The sequence below is a fragment of the Virgibacillus alimentarius genome (genome assembly GCF_000709085.1).
Taxonomy (GTDB): Bacteria; Bacillota; Bacilli; order Bacillales; family Amphibacillaceae; genus Virgibacillus_B; species Virgibacillus_B alimentarius.
The window spans coordinates 1-20,929 of the sequence record NZ_JFBD01000056.1; the positions used below are offsets into that span (position 1 = coordinate 1).

The 20,929-nt window shown below is 36.1% G+C and carries 19 protein-coding genes and 1 pseudogene; 13 read left to right on the forward strand and 7 right to left on the reverse strand.

Annotated elements, in window-relative coordinates:
• Nucleotides 1-35: 35 nt before the first annotated feature.
• Nucleotides 36-882: pseudogene (locus GZ63_RS16620) on the reverse strand (peptide MFS transporter); the annotation flags it as partial.
• 505 nt (nt 883-1,387) lie between these two features.
• On the opposite strand from GZ63_RS16620, the gene GZ63_RS18130 reads away from it, so the two are divergent.
• From GZ63_RS18130 to GZ63_RS0109685, 8 genes are all read left to right on the forward strand, one after another.
• The gene (locus tag GZ63_RS18130; RefSeq protein ID WP_198020930.1) at nt 1,388-2,038 is read left to right on the forward strand and encodes a hypothetical protein; all 651 of its coding nucleotides are present in this window, start codon (nt 1,388-1,390) and stop codon (nt 2,036-2,038) included.
• Nucleotides 2,039-2,797 carry a cytochrome c biogenesis CcdA family protein gene (locus GZ63_RS0109655; RefSeq protein WP_038221145.1) on the forward strand — a complete coding sequence of 253 codons (759 nt, stop codon included), beginning with the start codon at nt 2,039-2,041 and terminating at the stop codon, nt 2,795-2,797.
• Between the two features lie 136 nt (nt 2,798-2,933).
• Nucleotides 2,934-3,536 (forward strand): TlpA family protein disulfide reductase, encoded by a 603-nt coding sequence (locus GZ63_RS0109660; protein ID WP_029269011.1) that lies wholly within the window; start codon nt 2,934-2,936, stop codon nt 3,534-3,536.
• 38 nt (nt 3,537-3,574) lie between these two features.
• Nucleotides 3,575-4,258 (forward strand): response regulator transcription factor, encoded by a 684-nt coding sequence (locus GZ63_RS0109665; RefSeq protein ID WP_029269013.1) that lies wholly within the window; start codon nt 3,575-3,577, stop codon nt 4,256-4,258.
• Complete coding sequence (locus tag GZ63_RS0109670; RefSeq protein WP_029269014.1) at nt 4,245-5,345, forward strand: sensor histidine kinase; 1,101 nt, start codon at nt 4,245-4,247, stop codon at nt 5,343-5,345. Before GZ63_RS0109665 ends, GZ63_RS0109670 begins: the two co-directional genes overlap by 14 nt.
• A gap of 141 nt (nt 5,346-5,486) precedes the next feature.
• Entirely contained in the window at nt 5,487-5,750 is a 264-nt protein-coding gene (locus GZ63_RS0109675) for a metal-sensitive transcriptional regulator (RefSeq protein ID WP_029269016.1), read from the forward strand.
• A 144-nt stretch (nt 5,751-5,894) separates the two neighbouring features.
• Nucleotides 5,895-6,242 (forward strand): bacillithiol system redox-active protein YtxJ, encoded by a 348-nt coding sequence (gene ytxJ, locus GZ63_RS0109680; protein ID WP_029269018.1) that lies wholly within the window; start codon nt 5,895-5,897, stop codon nt 6,240-6,242.
• Nucleotides 6,243-6,382: 140 nt separating this feature from the next.
• On the forward strand, nt 6,383-7,198 hold the full coding sequence (locus tag GZ63_RS0109685) for a squalene/phytoene synthase family protein (RefSeq protein ID WP_029269020.1): 816 nt from the start codon (nt 6,383-6,385) through the stop codon (nt 7,196-7,198).
• A gap of 60 nt (nt 7,199-7,258) precedes the next feature.
• On the opposite strand, the gene GZ63_RS0109690 is transcribed toward GZ63_RS0109685, so the two are convergent.
• From GZ63_RS0109690 to GZ63_RS0109700, 3 genes are all read right to left on the reverse strand, one after another.
• The gene (locus GZ63_RS0109690; RefSeq protein ID WP_051681447.1) at nt 7,259-7,945 is read right to left on the reverse strand and encodes a DUF4956 domain-containing protein; all 687 of its coding nucleotides are present in this window, start codon (nt 7,943-7,945) and stop codon (nt 7,259-7,261) included.
• Nucleotides 7,946-7,947: 2 nt separating this feature from the next.
• Nucleotides 7,948-8,709 (reverse strand): polyphosphate polymerase domain-containing protein, encoded by a 762-nt coding sequence (locus GZ63_RS0109695; RefSeq protein ID WP_029269030.1) that lies wholly within the window; start codon nt 8,707-8,709, stop codon nt 7,948-7,950.
• 374 nt (nt 8,710-9,083) lie between these two features.
• Nucleotides 9,084-9,491 (reverse strand): hypothetical protein, encoded by a 408-nt coding sequence (locus GZ63_RS0109700; protein ID WP_156947715.1) that lies wholly within the window; start codon nt 9,489-9,491, stop codon nt 9,084-9,086.
• A gap of 521 nt (nt 9,492-10,012) precedes the next feature.
• On the opposite strand from GZ63_RS0109700, the gene GZ63_RS0109710 reads away from it, so the two are divergent.
• The 4 genes from GZ63_RS0109710 to GZ63_RS0109725 all read left to right on the forward strand — a co-directional run bounded on the left by GZ63_RS0109710 (nt 10,013) and on the right by GZ63_RS0109725 (nt 15,772).
• Nucleotides 10,013-11,494 carry an MDR family MFS transporter gene (locus tag GZ63_RS0109710; RefSeq protein ID WP_029269035.1) on the forward strand — a complete coding sequence of 494 codons (1,482 nt, stop codon included), beginning with the start codon at nt 10,013-10,015 and terminating at the stop codon, nt 11,492-11,494.
• 228 nt (nt 11,495-11,722) lie between these two features.
• Nucleotides 11,723-13,657, forward strand: a complete 1,935-nt coding sequence (locus tag GZ63_RS0109715; RefSeq protein ID WP_226374371.1) for an FUSC family protein — start codon at nt 11,723-11,725, stop codon at nt 13,655-13,657.
• Nucleotides 13,658-13,808: 151 nt separating this feature from the next.
• Entirely contained in the window at nt 13,809-14,240 is a 432-nt protein-coding gene (locus tag GZ63_RS0109720) for a MarR family winged helix-turn-helix transcriptional regulator (protein ID WP_029269039.1), read from the forward strand.
• A gap of 38 nt (nt 14,241-14,278) precedes the next feature.
• Nucleotides 14,279-15,772 carry a DHA2 family efflux MFS transporter permease subunit gene (locus tag GZ63_RS0109725; RefSeq protein ID WP_051681449.1) on the forward strand — a complete coding sequence of 498 codons (1,494 nt, stop codon included), beginning with the start codon at nt 14,279-14,281 and terminating at the stop codon, nt 15,770-15,772.
• Nucleotides 15,773-16,065: 293 nt separating this feature from the next.
• Here GZ63_RS0109725 and GZ63_RS0109730 read toward each other — a convergent pair whose 3' ends face one another.
• Complete coding sequence (locus tag GZ63_RS0109730) at nt 16,066-17,418, reverse strand: MFS transporter (protein WP_029269043.1); 1,353 nt, start codon at nt 17,416-17,418, stop codon at nt 16,066-16,068.
• 164 nt (nt 17,419-17,582) lie between these two features.
• Entirely contained in the window at nt 17,583-18,608 is a 1,026-nt protein-coding gene (locus GZ63_RS0109735; RefSeq protein WP_029269045.1) for a YeiH family protein, read from the reverse strand.
• A gap of 121 nt (nt 18,609-18,729) precedes the next feature.
• Between GZ63_RS0109735 and GZ63_RS0109740 the strand changes: the two genes are divergently transcribed.
• The gene (locus tag GZ63_RS0109740; RefSeq protein WP_029269047.1) at nt 18,730-19,647 is read left to right on the forward strand and encodes a LysR family transcriptional regulator; all 918 of its coding nucleotides are present in this window, start codon (nt 18,730-18,732) and stop codon (nt 19,645-19,647) included.
• A gap of 21 nt (nt 19,648-19,668) precedes the next feature.
• Here GZ63_RS0109740 and GZ63_RS0109745 read toward each other — a convergent pair whose 3' ends face one another.
• Nucleotides 19,669-20,751, reverse strand: coding sequence for a TDT family transporter (locus tag GZ63_RS0109745; RefSeq protein WP_029269049.1), 1,083 nt, complete (start codon nt 20,749-20,751; stop codon nt 19,669-19,671).
• Between the last annotated feature and the right edge of the window lie 178 nt (nt 20,752-20,929).

Below are 20,929 nucleotides of genomic sequence, written 5' to 3' on the forward strand. Positions count from 1 at the left end.
GGTGAACGAGGTCAATCCTAAACTAACTTCCCGAATTCCACAAAGTTTTTAGTGTATAACAGTAAATGAACTTCCTGCTTGTTCAAATCCGGCCCAGAAAAAAACAACAAAGCATGCAAGGATCATAATTGCCAATGTTCTTTTTTTCTCTTTTTTTGTAAGTGGCTGTTTTTGGTTCTTTTTCTCCGGAACTTCTTTTACATTCAATTGGGTTGGTTGTAATCCTACATTACCTAAATATCTATTACTTAAACTATTAAATAGAACTTGTCCAATAATCATCCCGATGGAAGAAGCTAGGAAAGCCCATTTAAAACCAAAGTGTTCTACTCCATCTGCGCCTACTGTATGAAATAGATCTTCAGCAAGAAATCCTGCGATTAAAGGGGCGAACAGTGCTCCAATATTGATCCCCATATAAAAGATTGTAAAAGCGGAATCTTTTCGTTTATCATTTCTTGGATAAAGTTCTCCTACAAATGTAGATATATTAGGTTTAAAAAAACCATTACCAATGATTAACAGTGCCAACCCTAAATACAAACCAACCTGGGAATGCACGAGAAATATAACAAAGTCTCCAACAGCCATTGTAAATCCACCGATGGTTATAGCTGTTCTTAACCCCATAAATTTATCTGTTAAATACCCGCCGAAAATAGGCGTGAAGTAGATTGCACCTGTGTATATGCCATAAATCATTACTGCGTGTTGTGTGCTTAACCCAAGGCCGCCACTAATTAGTTCTGCTGTTAAATATAAAACAAGGACAGCACGCATTCCATAATAACTGTACCTCTCCCAGAGCTCAGTAAAGAAGAGCAAGTACAGCCCCTTTGGATGCTTTTTTCCTTGAGGTAAGTCTTTCACCGAAGCTTCCATCAAAACCCTCCTAAATGATTGCAACGTTACTAATTATAAAATAGTAAGAATCGTTATACAATAAAAATTCTAAAAGAATAAGTTTTAGCATTTTTGAAATTATTCTTAAAAAATGAATACAGATCCACTTTAGTTTGTTGCGAATAAAGAATGATATTCTTTTTGAGGGATATTAATTAAAATGGGAGTACAGGATAATATTCTTTCTTTAAAAAAGAAGGTTTATCAATTGTTATTAATTAACTGGTTAGTAAAGCTTTTTTCGTCAGAATTGATGTTTGCAACTGCTGATAATTACATTTTTGTTCACATTGCATCTCATTTTTTAGGGTGTTTTTAGTATTTGTTTCTATTCTCCTATATACTTAAGTGTAATAATACATACTGTAATTTCACTGTAAAAACACAGCCATTTAAATTAATAAAAAAATTTTTTCGATTTTCATCAAATTTTCATATTCGTATTGTATGATACGAATGGAATGCAATGGACTGGAGGAAATCAATGATGGCAGTAGCGAGTAAATTATCATCTATCGCAGTCATAGTCATAACCTTCATCTTAGGGTTTGCTTTTTTCTATCAGATAAGCAACTTACCCAAGGCACAAAAAAAGCACCATATGGAGGAAATGGCTAGTCAGCTTATTAATTTTTTTATATTTTTATGGATCGGAAAAATTGTATTAAATTTGTCTGTATTTGTTCAAGATCCATTGGCGATTTTAGCTTATCCAAGTAATTCTTATGCATTTTACTTTGCATTTTTCGCCTGCGCTGTGACGTTTGTTTATAAGTCGAAACGTAAAAACAGGAACATTTTTTCATACATGGATTCCTTTATGATAACGATTTTGGTTGCATCGTTTGTCTATGAGTTTATTCAGCTGGTGTGGGTGAATGATACGTTTTCAATTGGATATATGATTTTACTCTCTGTTCTACTCCTGTTTGTCCTGCTCATTCGTGATCGGATAGCTACTAACACATTGACATTGATTGTGTTAGTGATCTGGTTGATAGGAATATTATTATTAGCATTCATACAACCGTATGTAACAATTTTTGGCTACATAATAGCACCATGGTTTTTAAGCCTGTTGTTAGCAATATGTTTAATAGCTATCGTTATAAATCTAAGAAAGAGGGTGTCGTAATTGGGTGGAATAGAAGCAGATACGATGTTGGTGGTAGGAATGCTTCTTGCGATAGGCGCAGGTGCGTTATCCTTTTTATCACCTTGTGTGTTGCCGATTTTTCCAGCATATCTATCGTACATTACTGGGATCAGTGTAAAAGAGTTGCAGGGAGATAAAAATATAAAGATTCGCAGTAAATTATTAAGTCATTCTGTCTTTTTTCTTTTAGGGGTTTCACTTGTATTTATTAGCTTAGGTGTAGGAGCTTCCTTTTTAGGAAAGTATATTCAGGATTTATTAGTCGGTGATTCGGGACTTTTAATACAACGTCTTGCGGGAATCTTTATTATATTTATGGGTTTGTTTGTTGGTGGCTGGATTAATATAAAGGCGCTGATGGTGGAGAAACGTTTCCATGCTTCTAAAAAACCAGTCGGCTATTTAGGAACATTTTTTGTTGGTTTGGGATTTGCTGCTGGATGGACACCATGTATTGGTCCTATTTTTGCATCTATCCTGTTTTTAGCAGCAAGTAACCCTGGCCAAGGTATATTTTATACAGCAATGTATGTTGTTGGCTTCGCATTGCCATTTATTGTTTTGACCTTTTTCCTTGGCTCTACTAAATGGATTGTTCGCCATAGTGGAATCATCATGAAAATCGGCGGCGTTATTATGGTAATAATGGGAGTTGTCCTGTTTTTGGGACTAATGCCGCGTATCACAGAATTTTTACTTAAGTTAGTACAAGACACATGGCTAGAAAAGCTAGGCTAATCATAATCATTAGCTGCTTACCTTTAAGTTTAATATAGTAGTATATAAATGTAGAATAATACTATATAAACGTTGAGATAAAATAAATTCATTACGTTTTGCGAGCTTGAATAAAACGAAAGGAATGGATATAAGCATGAAAAAATTAATAATTATCTTGATTGTGGTAGGAATGGTCGGCTACGCTGTCTATGATTTTGCCTTTACATCGGATAAACAGGTATCAGAAGAACAAAACAGTCAAGAGCATAGTGTTTCGGATAATGCCATCACCTCCCCTCCGAAAGAAGATGAAGAGGTCAAGGAGTCCGATGAAGTAGGACTTGATAAGGGGCAACTTGCTCCAAATTTTGAACTTACTACTTTAGACGGAGAAAAAGTAAAATTATCCGATTTCAAAGGTGAGAAAGTGTTTCTGAATTTCTGGGCAACATGGTGTCCGCCGTGCCGTGCAGAAATGCCAGATTTGCAAAAGCTTCATGAAAATAAAGATGTAAAGATTTTGGCTGTTAACTTAACACAAACAGAGTCAGACCCAGATAAGATCCAAGCGTTCATGGATAAACTTGACCTGACATTTACTGTTCCTTTAGATAAGCAATCAACCGTAGGAAATCAATATCAAATACAGCCAATACCGACTACTTTTATGATTGATTCTAATGGCCGTATCCAGAATAAGGCTTTTGGTGCCTTGAACTATGAAATGATGGTTCAAGAGGTAGAAAAGCTGAAATAAGCCATGATTACGCGTAAACTAGTACTGGGGTGAACGTGATGAAACAAACTGTCATGGTTGTAGAAGACGATAAAATGATTCGCGACCTTGTAAGTATTTATTTGAAGAAAAACGATTATCATGTTGTAGAAGCATGTGATGGTGAAGAGGCACAAGAAGTGTTCCTTGAGCACCATCCATGCTTAATTATATTGGATTTAATGCTGCCTAAAATAGGCGGTGAAGAATTTTGTACATGGGTGCGTGAACGGGAAGGAAATGACGTATCAATTATTATGCTTTCTGCCAAATCCCAGATCGATGATAAAATTTCTGGACTGAAATTAGGAGCGGATGATTATATGACAAAACCTTTTGACCCAAATGAGCTCATCGCTCATGTTGAGGCCGTTTTGCGCCGAACTGGCCAGTTTTGTCAAAAGATCGTGCATGAAGGATTATGTATTAAACCGCGAAAAGGAGAAGTCCTGCTTTTCGATAAACCAGTAAATCTAACAAAATATGAATTTAATATTTTGTATTACTTCATGCAAAATCCAAACATTGTTTTATCACGAGAGCAGCTCGTCAATCAAATTTATCCAAATACAGAACACGATGTAATGGAAAGAACAATCGATGCGCACATCAAAAAAATACGCGAAAAGGTAGAAGAACATGCGAAAAATCCAAAGCGCATCCAAACTGTTCGAGGAATGGGGTATAAATTTGTCACTAAGTAAGAAAATAAAATCAATTATACCCTCTGGATTTTTGTGGCGTTTAACCTTTTTAAATACAATCGTTGTTTTCATAGCTACTGCAATTAGTGGGTGGGCTATATATAATACAGCCTGTTTTCTGGCTGCAGGTGTGGGAGACTTCAATGCACAAAGACAAGAGCAGTATAATAGCACGCTTCTAAATTATTTGTGGATATTTATGATTATCGCTGCTATTGCGGGAAGTTTATTTCATTATTTTTTAATAAAGCGATTGATAAAACCAATAAGACAGTTAATTCATTCGACCAAACAGATGAAACTAGGGCATTTTCCAAAACCAATAGAAGTTTATAAACAAGACGAAATAGGACAATTAGTCATACAGTACAATGAATTGCTTGATCAATTGCATGAAAATGAACGGCATAGGAAAAAATTAGTTTCTGATTTGTCTCATGAAATCAGAACGCCGATATCAAATTTAAATGGTTATCTTCTTGGACTGAAGGACGGGGACATTACAGGAGATAAAGAATTATACGCATCACTTTATCAAGAATCCAAGCGTCTATCACAAATGATTGAACAGCTTGAACAATTAAAGGAGTGGGATAATCTATCTGCTCAATCTTTAACTAATAAAGAAGAAATAGAAATAGGAGGTTTACTTAAACAATGCGTAGCGATGTTCAAGTGGACGCTTAGTCAAAAAAACATTACCGTACAGGTAGATGCTGTTCCTTGTAATACGTTTATTCATATTGAAGGGATACAACAAGTTATTAGTAATTTACTTGATAATGCAATTCTTTACTATGAGGGGGAAGGCCCAATTTTCATAAAAGGTGAAAAAAGAGATGAAAATTATCTTATCTCTATCACTGGACCAAGTAAACCTATACCAGATCAAGAAAAAGAAAATATATTTAAACGTTTTTATCGATTAGATTCCTCACGCAGTCGCGAAACAGGTGGATCTGGTCTTGGACTTGCCATTACGAAGAAAATAGTTGAGAAGCACCACCAAGGAGAAATTGGAGTTAAAATGGGGTCAAACAGTAACACATTTTGGTTTTTGCTTCCAGTAGATGAAGAAACAGATTGATAAAAGGTTTAACGGGATTGTAAAGCAATTGACAATATACGCTTGAGGGTATATCATATATTCTATAAGTGACTACTCTGTATAAAATGAAGAGTTATACGATAGATTGGTTGTAAATAGAATAGACAGGAGAGATTACTTATGGAATATGATGATAAAATAAAAAATAGAGTAAAGCGTATGGAAGGTCAACTTAGGGGTATTTTAAAAATGATGGAAGAGGGAAAGGACTGCAAATCAGTCACGACACAATTGTCTGCTGTACGTACAGCGGTAGATAGAACGGTGGGTGTCATTGTCAGTTCAAACCTTGTTGAATGTGTTTTAGAAGCAGATGAAAATAAGGATAAAGAAACGGATGAATTAATAAAAGAAGCAGTTAATTTGCTTGTTAAAAGCAGATAAGTTGTTTTCTTCCTTTTTTTATCTCATTAAGAACAATCAAAAAGTTAATCAAACGTTTGAATAAAAAGTAATGGACCAAAAGTTATATCTTTTTCTGTTTTTTTATTATAATGAAAGTAACTAAATTTTTAAGGAGGGATTTTAATGGCAGAGTTAAAAAAGATTCATTCCAATGAAGATATGAATGAAGTATGGGAGAGGTCTGAGCAAAAACCAGCTATTCTTTTTAAACACAGTGCAACTTGTCCCGTCAGTGCAAATGCTTTTAATGAACTTAACGCTTTTTGGAAAACTACACAAGAAGATGTTGATTGCAGTTATTTAGTAGTAAGTGAAAGCAGAGATCTATCCAATCAAATAGCGGAAGAAACAGAAGTGAAGCATGAGTCACCCCAAATCTTTCTTATTTCAAATAAAAACGTAATTTGGCATACTTCTCACTCAAAAATATCGCAGGAAAGTATAAATGAAGCGCTAAAAAATGTAAAATAGGGGAAAGACTAGTCAAAGCCACAGTAAGAAGCTGTGGTTTTTAATGTATCTTCTATTAGGGTGATATAACAAAACATGCCAATCATACTTAAATTTGATATACTTAAGTTAGCCTCATTGCTTACAAGGAGGAAAATAAGTTGAGCAATAAAAAGTTACAAAAAGAAGCTATGCATATATTAAAACTTACAAGCAGAACTTTCTATATTCCAATTACGTTGCTTGGATCAACACTAAAGAAAACAGTAGGGTCCGCCTATTTGTGTATGCGTGCCATTGATGAAATAGAAGACCATGAAGCATTGGATATAGAAACAAAACAACATTTATTACGCTCCACCAGTGCCCTTTTAAAAAGTGAATTCGATGCGGCAGCTTACGAACAATTAATGCATCCATATAAATCTGTAATGCCTGAAGTAACCTTACGATTAGGTGACTGGATTAGCGTATGTCCTCCTGAAATAGTTGAGAAAGTAAAAGAATCAACAAGCGTAATGGCAACAGGTATGGCTAAATGGGCAGGGGAAAATTGGCATGTAAAAACAAAGGAAGATTTGGATGATTATACATACTATGTAGCAGGTTTGGTAGGTGTTATGCTTTCAGATATATGGGAATGGTATGACGGTACACAGACCGATCGAGAGCTTGCTATCGGGTATGGAAGAGGGTTGCAAGCAGTTAATATGCTCCGGAATCAACAAGAAGATGAGGAAAGGGGAGTTAAATTTTTTCCTGACGGATGGAATGCCAACGACATGTTTATGTATGCTGAGAGAAACATAGAATTAGCGGATGAATATATGAAAGACATAAGTACTCGAACGATAACACTGTTCTGTAAAATTCCGCTAGCACTAGCAAAAAAGACGATAAAAGCTTTAAAGAGCGGCAGGGAAAAAATTTCTCGAGATGAAGTGGAAACGATTGTAGATAAGATTAAAAATGAGTAGTTTACACCCCCCCTTAGAATCAAATAAAGCCAACGTATGTTACATTGGCTTTATTTGATATCATTCATTTAAGTTTTCTAAATAGGTTAAGGACACTTTTAAATTAGCATTTTTCTCCCGGACATGGTCAAGTAGTTCTTTATCTTTTGTAGTGTTTTTACTTCGGATCGCATAGGTATATAAAATCATTGTACCAAGATTCGTCGTTTCGACTTGTCGAAGTTGATAGCTCTCTGTATACATATCAAAAACATCATCTAGCAAATGTTCATGATTTAAATTTTCTGGTATCGTTACCTTTAATATTTGTGTGTCCTTTCCTTTTCCATATTGAAACTTATAAAGTAAGTAAAAGATAAGGCTAGCAAAAATAGTTAATATAATGGCTAAATCAAAATGGTATAACCCGCTCGTCATACCTACACAGAGGCCGAAAAAAATATAGGCAATATCTTTTGCATCTGTAACGGCACTCCTAAAACGAATAAGCGAAAAGATAGCAAATAACCCAAAGGCAACACCTGAATTTCCGCTGATCACATTCATAACAACCGAAACAATGACACTCATCATAATAATTGTATGCACAAAAGCCTGTGAATATCGCTCACCTGTAAACGTGACTTGATATATCTTCGTAATAATTAAACTTAATCCTGTAGCAATAAGCATGGCTAATATAACCATGTATATAGATGTCTCACTTCCTGTATCATTTGTTGAAATAAGTTCGTTAATAAAATCCAATGTTATCTTCCTCCCCCTACAAATACGTTTTCCATCACAATTTCATTCGGTATCTCTTCACTTTTTAACAATTCTGTACTCGTGCAGTACTTGGATGCACTTTTTTGCTCGCAATGTAAATCTTGCAGTATACGAGTCAGCCACAAAGGAACACTATCATTTACCTTCACTTCAAGAACCACTAGATTAGGATCAATAAAGTGTTCCCCCTGCGGACCATACTCCAGAAGAAGATCATCCTCGCGGCAGCGTAAATTTAAATCGAATGTCACTCTAAGTTCCGGATCATATACGCCATGAAGCGCGTGTCTGTCATAACTAACGATCATCTCAGGATGTAAGTTATACAAACGGCGAAAATTATCAATCTCCCGCAGCACTTGTGTGTTAGAAGCTTCAAAGTGATTCAATGGTTCTTCAGGTGTATCTAAATAGCGATAAGCTTCCGAAAGCGGAAGAATCATCCGTCTTTTGTTCACCACCTTTTTATGCTTTTGTTTGATTTCAAAAAAAGCAGTTCCATCTTTATCTATGTCATCATATACACGCAGACGAAGCTTTTGACGAAACGCTAATTTGTTTTTTGTTTCAAAATAAATCGTGTTTTCCGGACTCTCAAAGTATAGACTTGTTACCGTATATTTACCTTCCTCTCCATTTATGTCTGCACGCATATAAGGAGACATTCGTCTGACCAGCTCTTCATACTGATCCTTGGTAATTAAGTATTTTTGCTCTTTCCTCCTAAAAATTTCAATCGTCATCTATTTCATCTCCCTCTGCTATGTTTATCGTAAATGTTTGATCTGAAAACATACTGTGAGAAGGATTAGAATCTCATGAGAAATCTAAGGTCATTCTATTTTAAAGTAAAAGGGTAATGGTCTATTTAACACTGATCAGGGGTAAACTATTTTTTCGATTAAAGAAAAAGAGACCATTTATGATCTCTTTTCAAAAAGAACCAAAGGGATAGGAGCGTTAGGGTTGAATGCAGAAGTAAAAGCCTTTGATACGTTAACATACGCTTTATAAGGAAAGGTGGGGCTGGTTTACATGGATGGTAAGAAACAAAACTAGCGCCCGTATCTTATTTTTATAACATAAGTGTCTTGACAATGGGACCACTTTATTTCATTTAAAAACATTGAAATGATTGGATGCTGTTTAGATCAATTCCGAAGTAAGTCCATCTATTATGACTCCATCTGAATCCAGAAATAGAGTTTCTGCCAACAAAGATGGGAAAAAACCAAAAAGCTTCTCTTGAAAGCCAAATATAGGTGAAGCGGAAAAGGCAGCCTTGTATTGCACCAGGATCAATAGCAAAGGGCTGAATCTGCTGTTTTGTTGGTGTGAAATTAGGTGGAGGTGTTGTTGGAGGCCCACCCCCACCTTGAAATCCCGGATATTCGCCATCAGGAGATCCGGTAAATGGCGGATAATAGCCGGTAGAATTTACGCTATGCTGTCCTCCTCCGAAAATTTGTCCAAGCAAATACCCCGGCGGATTAAATTGTCGATTGTTTCCAAAATCATTATGCATTATTTTTCCTCCTTTATCACTTCTTTCTTTTTAATATATGGGGATTCGCATAGAGTGGGAATGATAATGAAAAACGAAATGAAAAATAGGCGCAATAAGAACTTGCTATGATAGAAGATATATGGTAAGGTTACTCTACAATTTCTGAACGGAGGTTTTTTAAATGAAGCATATCCAATTCCGATTAATTACTGTGCTTGGCTAAATGAATAGTATGTAAGACTCTGCTTGTGTGGAGTATTCGGGATTGGTCTGCTTAATTTAGGAAACCTAATATTAAAAATGGGGAGAGGATCAAGTCTTACTCTCTTTTTTTGTTTTAAAGGAAGAACTTGAAGGGATTGCTTTGTTTATGGAGCTGCTAAAGAAATGCAACAGCTTTCTCATGCTCTTGCAAATGACCAATAAAATGGGAAATAATTTATTTGTTTCTAATATCGTTCAAACTTCCCGATTACTTCTGCACAAACTGAAACTTGTGTTTTTAATTTGTATACGTACGGAAAAGGAGATTTTCTTAGATGAATGATGAAACAAATAATAAGGAATATGAATTTTTAGCGGATGACCCCAATGGAAAAGTAATGCCTATTATGCTTTCTTTAATTATTGGTGCATTTTTCGCAATTTTAAATGAAACGTTGCTGAATATTGCGCTTACAACGCTAATGAAAGAATTCGATGTATCGGTTTCGACAGTACAGTGGATGGCAACAGGATTTATGCTTGTTATGGGAATCGTTATCCCGATGTCCGCTTTACTGATTCAATGGTTTACGACAAGACAAATGTTTATAGGAACAATGACTGTTTTTACCATTGGTACGATTATTTGTGGCCTAGCTCCAGTGTTTTCTGTATTACTAATAGGACGCTTCCTGCAAGCAGCTGGAACAGGTCTGTTAATTCCAATTATCTTTAATACGTTTCTTTTACTATTTCCGCCGCGACGCAGGGGAGCAGTTATGGGGATTGTAGGATTGGTTATCATGTTTGCCCCCGCGATCGGTCCAACATTATCAGGGATTATTGTGGAACATCTTGGGTGGCGTTACCTCTTTATAACGGTGATTCCTTTTGCTTTATTTTCAATTGGATTTGCCTATAAATATTTAGTAAATGTTTCAGAAGTAACCAAGCCAAAAATAGATATACCCTCCATCTTATTTTCTACGATCGGATTTGGAGGGGTTGTATTTGGTTTTAGTACTGCCGGAAATCAGGAAGAGGGATTTCTTGCTCCGGTTGTTTATATTTCAATCCTTATAGCGATTATTTCGTTAACGCTGTTTTCATTCAGGCAATTAAAGCTAAATGAACCGATTATAGATATCCGTGTGTTTAAATTCCCTATGTACTTACTTGGTGTGGTTATGTTTATTATCATCATTATGGCAATGTTTGCCTCGGAGATTATTTTGCCGATTTTTATGCAGGGTCCCTTGGCTTTAGCTGCAGCGACTGCAGGATTGGTTCTTTTACCAGGTAGTTTGTTAAATGGACTATTATCACCAGTGATGGGAAAATTGTTTGACAAAGTAGGACCGCGTTTTTTGATGATCCCGGCAACAGTACTATTATGCGGCACCATGTTTGTTTTAACGAGATTAAATACAAACACCCCGGTTGTAGTGATCATTATTAGTTATATATTGTTAATGATTTCGGTTTCAGCGATTATGATGCCAGCGCAAACAAATGGATTAAATCAATTGCCCAAGCATTTATATCCACATGGAACAGCTGTGATGACGACCCTGCAGCCTGTAGCGGGAGCGATTGGAGTTTCTGTGTTTATCAGTATTATGAATGCCAAGCAAAACAGTATTTTAGAAAAAGCAGCGAACCCAGCTGACCCGGAAGTAATTAATAATGCAATGGTTGCTGGTGTTGAATTAGTTTATTTTATTGCATTTTGTTTTGCTATTTTTGCATTTATTGTCTCCCTTTTTGTTTATAGAGCAGAGCCAACTGAAATGGAGCAGCTGCATGCAGAAGAATAAAAAAACAGTTTTATTGGTCAAAAATGATACCAGACCATGGTAAAAGAGTAAGCAAAGGTATCAGAATAATAGTGATTCGTTGTAACCTTTTCCATGAAGTTGTAAAATAGATACAGGTTGACAGAAGGCTGTCCCATTTCTTTTGGGACGGTCTTATCTTTTTGTTTGAATATATATTTGCCAAAAACGGGTAAAACGATTGAGAAAGGAAGGAGGATGTTTCTTTACATGACAAGTCTAATATATACAAATTTGAAGCAGGCTTTTGAAATCAAAAAGAATCCACTTCCTTGGATAAAGGCTATTAGTGCTGGGGTAGCCGCAGCACTCCCGGCATTCATTGGATTGTTATTTGGTCAATTGCAATACGGGCTGTTAGCTGTAATTGGGAGTTTCACTTTTCTATATATGTTTAATGAGCCTTATGTGCAGCGGGCGAAAAAACTCTTTTTTGTTTTATTAGGAATAAGCTTTTCTGTTGGCTTAGGAACACTTCTTGCTCCTTTTCCAATAGCTCAAGCCTTCACAGTTGGCATTATTGGTATGGTTGCTACATTTATTTTTGGGGCACTGAAAATACCAGGACCAGCGGCAATATTTTTTGTTTTAGCATTTACTATGACGTCCGCTATGCCAGTTGACCCTGCTCTTGCACCTGTTCGGACTGGATTCGTATTTCTTGGAGGGGTTTTATCATGGTTCATTGCGATGGTTGGTTGGTTTTTTAATCCGCGTAGACCTGAAATAAACGCTGTTAGAAATATTTATAAGGAACTTGCTGCACTATTAGATGCCACCGGGACAGAAAGATTCAGCGAAGCAAGGCATCAAACAGTGTTGAAAATAAAAGCTGCAGAAGAAGTATTAAAAGCAGGGTATGCACCCTGGGGGAAACCACAGCTTTATAAGCGTCTCTATCTATTATATGAACAGGCAAATGCTATCTTTTTAGAGATACTTGAAAATGATGCAACGAACAATACAAAGCTGTCTGCAGAACTGGGAGAGTTTCTCAGGACCATTGTAAAAGCAATTGATAATAAAGATAATAATATATCATTGGATACGATCGGTGTTAACGATATACAAGTAGAGAATACGGAACTTATTGAAAAGGTACGTAAGGCTGGATCGATTTTAATAGATGAGCTAAGTGAAGAATCGATACGAATTTCAAAACCTTCTTTCAAAACTATCTTTGGTGGTAATATCCATAAAAACTCCATCGTTTTTGTGTCCGCATTACGATATGGTTTTATCCTAATGATTGCTGCATTAATCGCCCATGCATTTGGTTTTGACCGTTCATACTGGGTGACCCTATCATGTGCAGCTGTGATGCTCGGTTCAACAATCATGAGTACTTTTCATCGTGCTATCCAGAGATCGTTTGGAACCATTATCGGTATTTTAATAGCTATGTTACTTTTATCATCGCATCCAGAAGGGCTCGTGATCGTTATAATAATATTTTGTTTAACTACGCTTACAGAGCTTTTTATTGTACGGAACTATGCACTTGCAGTGTTTTTCATTACACCGAATGCGATCTTTATGGCGGAAAATACAACACAAATATATGATTTGAGTTTTTTTGCTGCGACTAGAATAACAGATATTTTTATTGGCTGTATCATTGGGTTAGTGGGAATCTTTTTGATTGGGAGAAGGTCTGCTTCGAGTCGACTTCCGCATTTAATTGCTAAATCAATCCGAAGTCAGATGCAGTTTATTGTGTTGCTTTTTTCTGTGCAAAAAGGAGATATTGACCTTAGTGAAAGTAAAGAAAGCAGAAAAATGCATACAAACCTGACTAATTTAAAAGTTGTTTATACAACTGCATTAGGGGAAATTCCAAATAATAGGAAAGTATTAGAATTTTTATGGCCAGTCATGTTTTCTATCGAACATTTAGGATATTTACTGGATGCTTCGGCAAAGCACCCAGGACGTCCGATGCTTTCAGATGCGAATCTTGCACAATTGTTGCTTGTTTTTGAAACAATGGCAAAATCTGTGGAGCACAAACAATTGCTAGTTTCTAAAGTTGTTCCGAATATTAATGGTTTTCCACATATTGAAAAGGAAATCAAAGCTCTCCAAGAGGCGTTGCAAATAGGCGGACAGGCCTCTATTAAGTACGGATCGAAACGCAACAAATAGAAGGATAACGTGCAAATATTTTGTGGGGATTGTACTTGACAGATGATGAATCTAGGCGTATAATCCTTCTTTGTTCGTAAAAATTAGTTTAGTACTAAGATACTTTTAGGTTAACTAGTTTTAATAAGGAATGGACAAAGGGGATTCTACGGTGGACAAAGATTTTTTTGAATTAGAGAAGGTACTTAGACAGATTGTAAAAAAAATTCCAAATGAATGGCGGAAACATAGTAAATTGGAGCTATCACGAACGGAGTCTCTGGTTTTATATAAATTAAATAAGGATGGAAAGCAGCGTTCTTCTCATTTAGCCAATGCCCTATCCGTTACAACTGGCGGCTTGACTGGTATTACGGATAAACTCGTTCAGGAGGATTTTATCTTTAGAGAAAGAGATAGAAAAGATCGAAGGGTTGTTTATTTAACCATTTCTGAAAAGGGAAAAGATGCCTTAAAGATGATGTATGCGGCCAGAAAGTCGTTTATTGAATCACTATTTCATGGTTTAACACTAGAAGAGCTGGATCAGTTGAGTACGATCACAAACAAAATAGTAGCAAATCTTGAAAGCGAGACAGAATAATAGTGGACATTGTTTTAGGAGGAAGGAGTTGAAAAGTCATGACGGATACAGTGAATATCAAAAAAGGCCCGATTTTATTTGTCATTATTATGGGAGCGTTTGTCTCCCTTTTAAACCAAACATTAATGAATGTCGCGCTGCCTTCGATTATGGCAGATTTAGATATAACAGAAAGTACTGCACAATGGATAACGACTGGATTTATGTTAGTAAACGGAGTGCTTATTCCGATTACAGCATTTTTAATGGAAAAGTTCTCCACAAGGCAGTTATTTATAACTGCTATTAGCCTTTTTACTGTTGGAACGTTGATTTGCGGGATAGCTCCAGGATTTGAAATACTTATGACTGGAAGAATTATTCAGGCAATTGGCGCAGGAATTATCATGCCACTTTTAACAACGGTTGTGCTCGCATTATTTCCAGTTGAAAAGCGTGGCGGAGCAATGGGGCTAATTGGTGTTGCCATTATCTTTGCACCCGCAGTTGGCCCGACACTTTCGGGATTTGTCGTACAAAATTATTCTTGGAGAGTACTATTCTACGTTATTTTTCCGATCGCACTCGTAAATATTATCCTGGCAGTTATTTTTCTTAAAAATGTTACAAAGCAAACCTTTCCTAAAATCGATATGATAGCAGTTATTTTGTCTACATTTGGGTTTGGTGGTATATTATACGGTTTTAGTACAGCAGGTACAAATGGATGGACCAGTGCTTTTGTATTGACAGGGCTTTTTGTTGGCTTTGTAAGTTTGTTTTTATTCGTATTGCGTGAATTAAAATCTGAAAGTCCAATGCTTGATTTTAGAGTCTTTAAAAGCGGAATTTTTTCCTTAACAACGGTTATTAATATCATGCTGACAGTAGCTATGTTTGCACCAATGCTGCTAATACCAATCTACCTGCAGCAAATTCTCAATATCAGTCCATTGAATTCAGGTCTTATGCTTATGCCGGGGGCTATTGTGATGGGCATCATGTCTCCAATCACTGGTAAGATTTTTGATAGGGTCGGGGCAAGGCCGCTAGCAATTGTCGGTTTATCGATAACAGTGGTGACAACTTATCTATTTACCCAGTTGACAGACACAACAGGATTTCTTTATTTAATCATTATTTATACAATCCGTATGTTCGGGATGTCCATGATTATGATGCCAATTATGACAGCTGGACTAAATCAGCTTCCACAACGTCTTTACCCACATGGAACAGCGATGGTTAATACAGTAAGGGCAGTTGCTGGTGCGATTGGTACGGCATTCTTAGTTACAGTCATGACGAATCAGGCTAAGCATAGCATAGAAGGCATTATCGCTTCTCATGGTTTTAATCCGGCTAATAGTCTGGATATGCTGGAAGCTGCCAATTTAGCCCAAGTTCAAGGGATCAATGATGCATTTATGGTATCAACAATCTTTGCATTGATTGCACTTATTTTATCTTTCTTTATTCAACGTGGAAGAACAACGCAAGACCAAGTACCAGGTTTACAAAGACAAGATAATTTCAATGTTGCAACAGATTAGTAAATGAAAATGATACAACGTGAAAATGATAGGGGTTTTCACATGCTATTTACTACGAATGACGGAGACTTTAATTGTATACCCCCAGACTGCACAGTTGTTTTAGGTATTGTAAGTAATCAATGAAACCCTTATTCTTTGTAATTTGATTGGAATCGGTCACTCATCCTTTATAATTCCCTAATAAAATATAGATATAGAAAATAGCAGGGCAAATGACCCTGCTATTTTTAATCCTAAATTACATGCTAAACCAAGAAATACAGTCACCGAAATGATATGTCTGCTCCTTTTTATCTGCTTTTTAAACGTATGTTGCCTGGAAGTCTCATTGCTAAGAATAATACGAAACCACAAAAAATGAGACAGATGAGCGCTACACGATGAAAATGTTCAAAACTGATATTATTGTTAAATGCAAGACCTAATAAACTTGACGATAAAATAGAACCAAGATAACGGCTTGTTTGGAATAATCCAGATGCTGAACCAGTCTCTTCTGGCTTAACATGCTCAAAAAGCGCTGTTTGCATTGAGATATTATTAAATCCGTTACTCGTACCAAGGATTGCCATGATGATAAGCAGCCAGAACAGTGGTGAAGATTCATTAAAAGTGAGCAGTAATGCTGTTCCTATTAGAAGGGTTGCTGCCCCCATAAGGAGTGGCAATTTCGAACCATACCGATCAATAAGACGCCCTGCAAATGGTGCAATAAACACGCCAAATCCTGCCAGAGCAAGCATGATTAGCCCTGTATGCTGTGCGTCGTAGTGCAGCACTTTCTGTAAAAATGTTGGAAATCCAAAGAAATAACAGTAATAAACAAGATTAATACTTATAAATTGCAGATAAATAAAGGATACATTGGAATTGCTTTTTAATGACGCCAGATCAATAAAAGGTTCTTGCTGCCGTTTTTCAAAAAAGTAAAAAGCGAACATACCAGCAAGAAAGATAAACATGGCTACAAAGTTAATGTTATTTTCCAGTGAGAGTAAAAATAAAATTAGTCCAACGATGGATACCATAAACAGAGAGATACCAATAAAGTCAATACGTCCTATTTCAAGCTTCGCCTTTCCGGTATTTGGCAAGACGAAAATCGCTAAAATGAACGATAAGATAATAAAAGGAAAGTTGATGATGAAAATAGACGGCCAATCCCAGGAAGCAATTAAAAAACCGCCCACAGATGGTCCAAAAGCTGCGGACGTTGTTGAAAAAATCGACAACGTGGCTAATGCCTTGGCTTGGCCATCTGTAATATTGGTTCGCACCATACTCATTCCACTAGGAAATAATGTAGAACTGCCAATCGCCTGCAGTGCACGGCAACCTAATAAAAAGGGAAGATTAGGCGAAAATGGAGCTAAAATACAAGATACAGCTACCAAAAAAAGACCGGTTAAAAACAGCCTTTTAGGACCAAACATATCACTTAGTTTTCCCATAACAGGCTGCCCGGCTGAACTTGCAAGGTAAAAAATGGATATTAACCATGACGCATCAGCAAATGTTAATGCGAATTCATTTTGAAGTCTAGTTAATGCTACTGAAATCATAGATGAATTTAATGGATTAAGCAATGTGCCAAGCCCAATCGTTAATACAAATAACCTTTGCTTCTGTAGACTTTTAGTCATTATATCACCTGAATTTTTTAAAAAATATAATAATAACTTCTATCATATACAACTCTTTTGTAATAAAAAAGTAGATTGCTTATAAAGTGTGTAGAAGCTGTATAATAAAAAAATGCCTTCTGTTAGATTACAACAGAGACATTTTAAATGAAACTTCGATAATTTTAAATGATTAGATAAGCTAATAACGAAAGACAAACTGATGTGATCGTCATAGCTGCCAGAGGCTTTAATGCCCTTCTTCGCAAGTCCTGTAAGCTGACATTCAGTCCGAGTCCAACCATCGCAGCAGTTAGTAACCAGGTTGATGCTGTATATACACCTTCTAATACATTTTCTGAAACAGGAATGGAATGACCAAATACGTAGCTTCCTAAAATACTAAGTAAAATAAAACCAAGTAAAAACCATGGGAATGCTACCTTATTTTGTTCTTGATTAGAGCTTTTTCTTTTCATGAAATAAATAAAGATGAAACAAAGCGGCACAAGTAAAAACACACGTCCTAATTTTGCAAGCAGGCCTATTGCCAGTGCATCTTCCCCTGCAGGTGCGGCTGCAATTGCGACGTGGGCAAGTTCATGTAAACTAATACCTGACCAAATACCATATTCGTCAGGGAGTAGCGGTAAAATAGGTCTTAATAACGTATATCCTATCGCAAATACAGTTCCCATTAAAGCAATAATGCCGACTCCTATCGCGGTGTCTTCATCTTTTGCTTTTACAATAGGTGCGACAGCTGCTATTGCTGCTGCTCCGCAAACCCCGGTTCCAACACCAAGTAATAGGGAAATGGATTTGTCTGCTTTTAGCACTTTAGCAAGCCAGACTGTTACCGAAATGGCAAAGACAATGACCAAAGCATCACGAGCCAGCAACCCCAACCCCTCATTAAAGACGGTAGCCATATTCAGCCTAAGACCATATAAAATGATCGCTAATCGTAGTAATTTTTTCGAAGAGAATGTAATACCTTGGCGAAGGACTTCTGGATATCCAAAGATTTGACGATAAAGAACTGCAATTATGATGGCACATGCTAATTGGCCAATATGATCAAATCCGGGTATCAATGCTAATAAATAACCTAGTAGTGCAATAAAAAAGGTAAATGCAATTCCTGTAATCCATAAAAGCGATTCATTTGGAATTCGTTGTGGTTTTTCCTGCTGTAATTGTGATCCCATTTAAACACCTCCTTACTTCAGCATAGTTGAATATTGTTTATAAGGAAAATAATTTATCGTGATATTAATGATAAGTAAAATGGTATAATAGCAAAAGAACAGGATAAGGAGGTGTAGGACAATGGATCAACATTTACAAGTATTTGTAACAGTGGCGGAACAACAAAACTTCTCCCGAGCAGCTAATGAGCATCATATGACACAACCAGCCGTCAGCCAATATATCCGTGCTCTTGAAGATACGATTGGAACAAGACTGCTTGAGCGAACGAATAAATATGTACGTTTAAATAAGGCGGGTGAAATTGTTTACCATCATGCAAAGGAAATTCTAGGGCTTTATACAAAAATGCAAAATTTAGTCGATGATTTGGAACATAAAGCAAGTGGCCCGCTGTCGATTGGAGCGAGCTATACATTTGGTGAATATGTACTTCCGAGGATCATTGCTAATTTACAGGATATCTATCCAGATATTGTGCCTACTGTAACGATCGGAAATACATTTAAAATTGCTGATTTAGTAGCAAGTCATCAACTGGATATCGGGATTGTTGAAGGGCATTTTAATGAATCGAAGTTAATAGCAGAGCCATTTGCGGAGGATCACATGGTAATTGTAGCCTCCCCTGACCATAAATGGATTCGAGGGAAAGAACGAGTAAAAATCAGTGATTTAGAAAATGAGACATGGATTGTACGTGAACATGGTTCAGGCACGAGGGAAGCAACGGAAAAAATGTTTCAGCTCTTTCATATTACCCCCGATAATTTTATGCATTATAGTAGCACACAACCGATTAAAGAGTCTGTTGAGGCTGGTTTAGGAATTAGCCTGCTATCACAATGGGCAATTCAAAAAGAATTATGTCATGGTGATCTGGAAATCATAAAAGTCAATGGTTTACCGCTTTCCCGTCAATTTTCCATTGTGACGAAATCACCATTTCAAACAAAGGCTTTGGAAGTTTTTATCGAATTATTACGTAATAATAAGATGTTAACTACATTACAACAAACGAAGGAACCCAACTTATAAGCGGGTTCCTTCGTTTGTTGCTTAACGAAAAGATGTCTTAAATTGTTTCTGTGAAGTGACCAAGGAATGAACAAGCAGAGCGATTTCAATAATTAAAATAGCTGCAATGATCCATTTTCCATAAATTAAAATTGCCTCTTGAGTGGAAGCAATCCAAGCCGGTTTGATATTAAAATTTGTATTAAATTTCAAAGTAAATGTATAAAACATACAAAAAGTAAAGATACGTGACCATTGTGAAGGGTGATAAAAAGCAATTCCTTTTATAAAACCATACCGCTGTATTCGAAACACACCCCGACTTATTTCCAATATCTCATGAATGATAAAGATAAAGAATACAACACTCCATAAAGCAAGAAGATTTCTGTAACTGAAAGTTTGTGAGATCAATGCAGCAGAGCCAATGATAGAGAGTGCCCCGTGTAAAATACAGTTGGGTGCCATCCAGTCATCCATCAGACTCCATGTAAATTTTACGTAGCGCTTAAGCATTAATAAGGCACTCAATAGGTAAAAAATAAACCCTAAAATAATTAATGTCATATTAATATAAAAATAAGAGCTGAAATCGTCCCACACATTATTATACATAAGTGCTAATGATTGTGTGCTCACTGTAGTTAATAATAAGATTCCGTTAACATTTTCATTTGATTTTCCTGTCCATATTTGTATTATTGTTTTTATAGATACAATAAAATAGATCAGCCATAAACATGTATTTATAATGATTAACGGGATTACGATCCGATTAAAGATAGGAAAATAGTTGCTAATAATGATGACAGTTACTGATGTACTGGCTACCCATGTTCCAATACGAAAGCGTCCAATAGGGTGTTCATAATGGATTTTTTTAAATTTGCTTGTCAAAATAGAAGCTGCAAAAGATGTCATAAAGAAAGCCCAGATGATGATTGTTACTAATGCCAGTAATTTATACCATAAAGCATTTTCACTGAAATTTGGTCCAACATTTAAACTGAAGACACCAACCGCCATCACAATTGCACCGGAAACCGTTTGAACAAAAATTAGCCTTTTATATATGAGATAGTAAACAAGGAAGAATAAAGCAATAAACCCTATAATATATAACACACTAAATCCTCCTTGAATAGTTAGCTTTACCTACTCTATTAGTATATATTATTTGATATCGCTATGAAAGCAGATTATCTTTTCACTCGTTTCGTAATCTTAAAAAATTATATAAAAAAATAGTATGACATATTTATAATCTGTTATACTAGAGTTGTATTATAGTAATAGTCCCTCT

Excerpts from the sequence above, each read along its gene's own strand:
- GZ63_RS0109665 (WP_029269013.1), top strand. The coding sequence starts at position 3,575 with ATGAAACAAACTGTCATGGTTGTAGAAGACGATAAAATGATTCGCGAC.
- GZ63_RS0109710 (WP_029269035.1), top strand. The coding sequence starts at position 10,013 with ATGAATGATGAAACAAATAATAAGGAATATGAATTTTTAGCGGATGAC.
- GZ63_RS0109715 (WP_226374371.1), top strand. The coding sequence starts at position 11,723 with ATGACAAGTCTAATATATACAAATTTGAAGCAGGCTTTTGAAATCAAA.
- GZ63_RS0109735 (WP_029269045.1), bottom strand. The coding sequence starts at position 18,608 with ATGGGATCACAATTACAGCAGGAAAAACCACAACGAATTCCAAATGAA.
- GZ63_RS0109675 (WP_029269016.1), top strand. The coding sequence starts at position 5,487 with ATGGAATATGATGATAAAATAAAAAATAGAGTAAAGCGTATGGAAGGT.
- GZ63_RS18130 (WP_198020930.1), top strand. The coding sequence starts at position 1,388 with ATGATGGCAGTAGCGAGTAAATTATCATCTATCGCAGTCATAGTCATA.
- GZ63_RS0109700 (WP_156947715.1), bottom strand. The coding sequence starts at position 9,491 with ATGCATAATGATTTTGGAAACAATCGACAATTTAATCCGCCGGGGTAT.
- GZ63_RS0109695 (WP_029269030.1), bottom strand. The coding sequence starts at position 8,709 with ATGACGATTGAAATTTTTAGGAGGAAAGAGCAAAAATACTTAATTACC.
- GZ63_RS0109660 (WP_029269011.1), top strand. The coding sequence starts at position 2,934 with ATGAAAAAATTAATAATTATCTTGATTGTGGTAGGAATGGTCGGCTAC.
- GZ63_RS0109725 (WP_051681449.1), top strand. The coding sequence starts at position 14,279 with ATGACGGATACAGTGAATATCAAAAAAGGCCCGATTTTATTTGTCATT.
- GZ63_RS0109740 (WP_029269047.1), top strand. The coding sequence starts at position 18,730 with ATGGATCAACATTTACAAGTATTTGTAACAGTGGCGGAACAACAAAAC.
- GZ63_RS0109730 (WP_029269043.1), bottom strand. The coding sequence starts at position 17,418 with ATGACTAAAAGTCTACAGAAGCAAAGGTTATTTGTATTAACGATTGGG.
- ytxJ (WP_029269018.1), top strand. The coding sequence starts at position 5,895 with ATGGCAGAGTTAAAAAAGATTCATTCCAATGAAGATATGAATGAAGTA.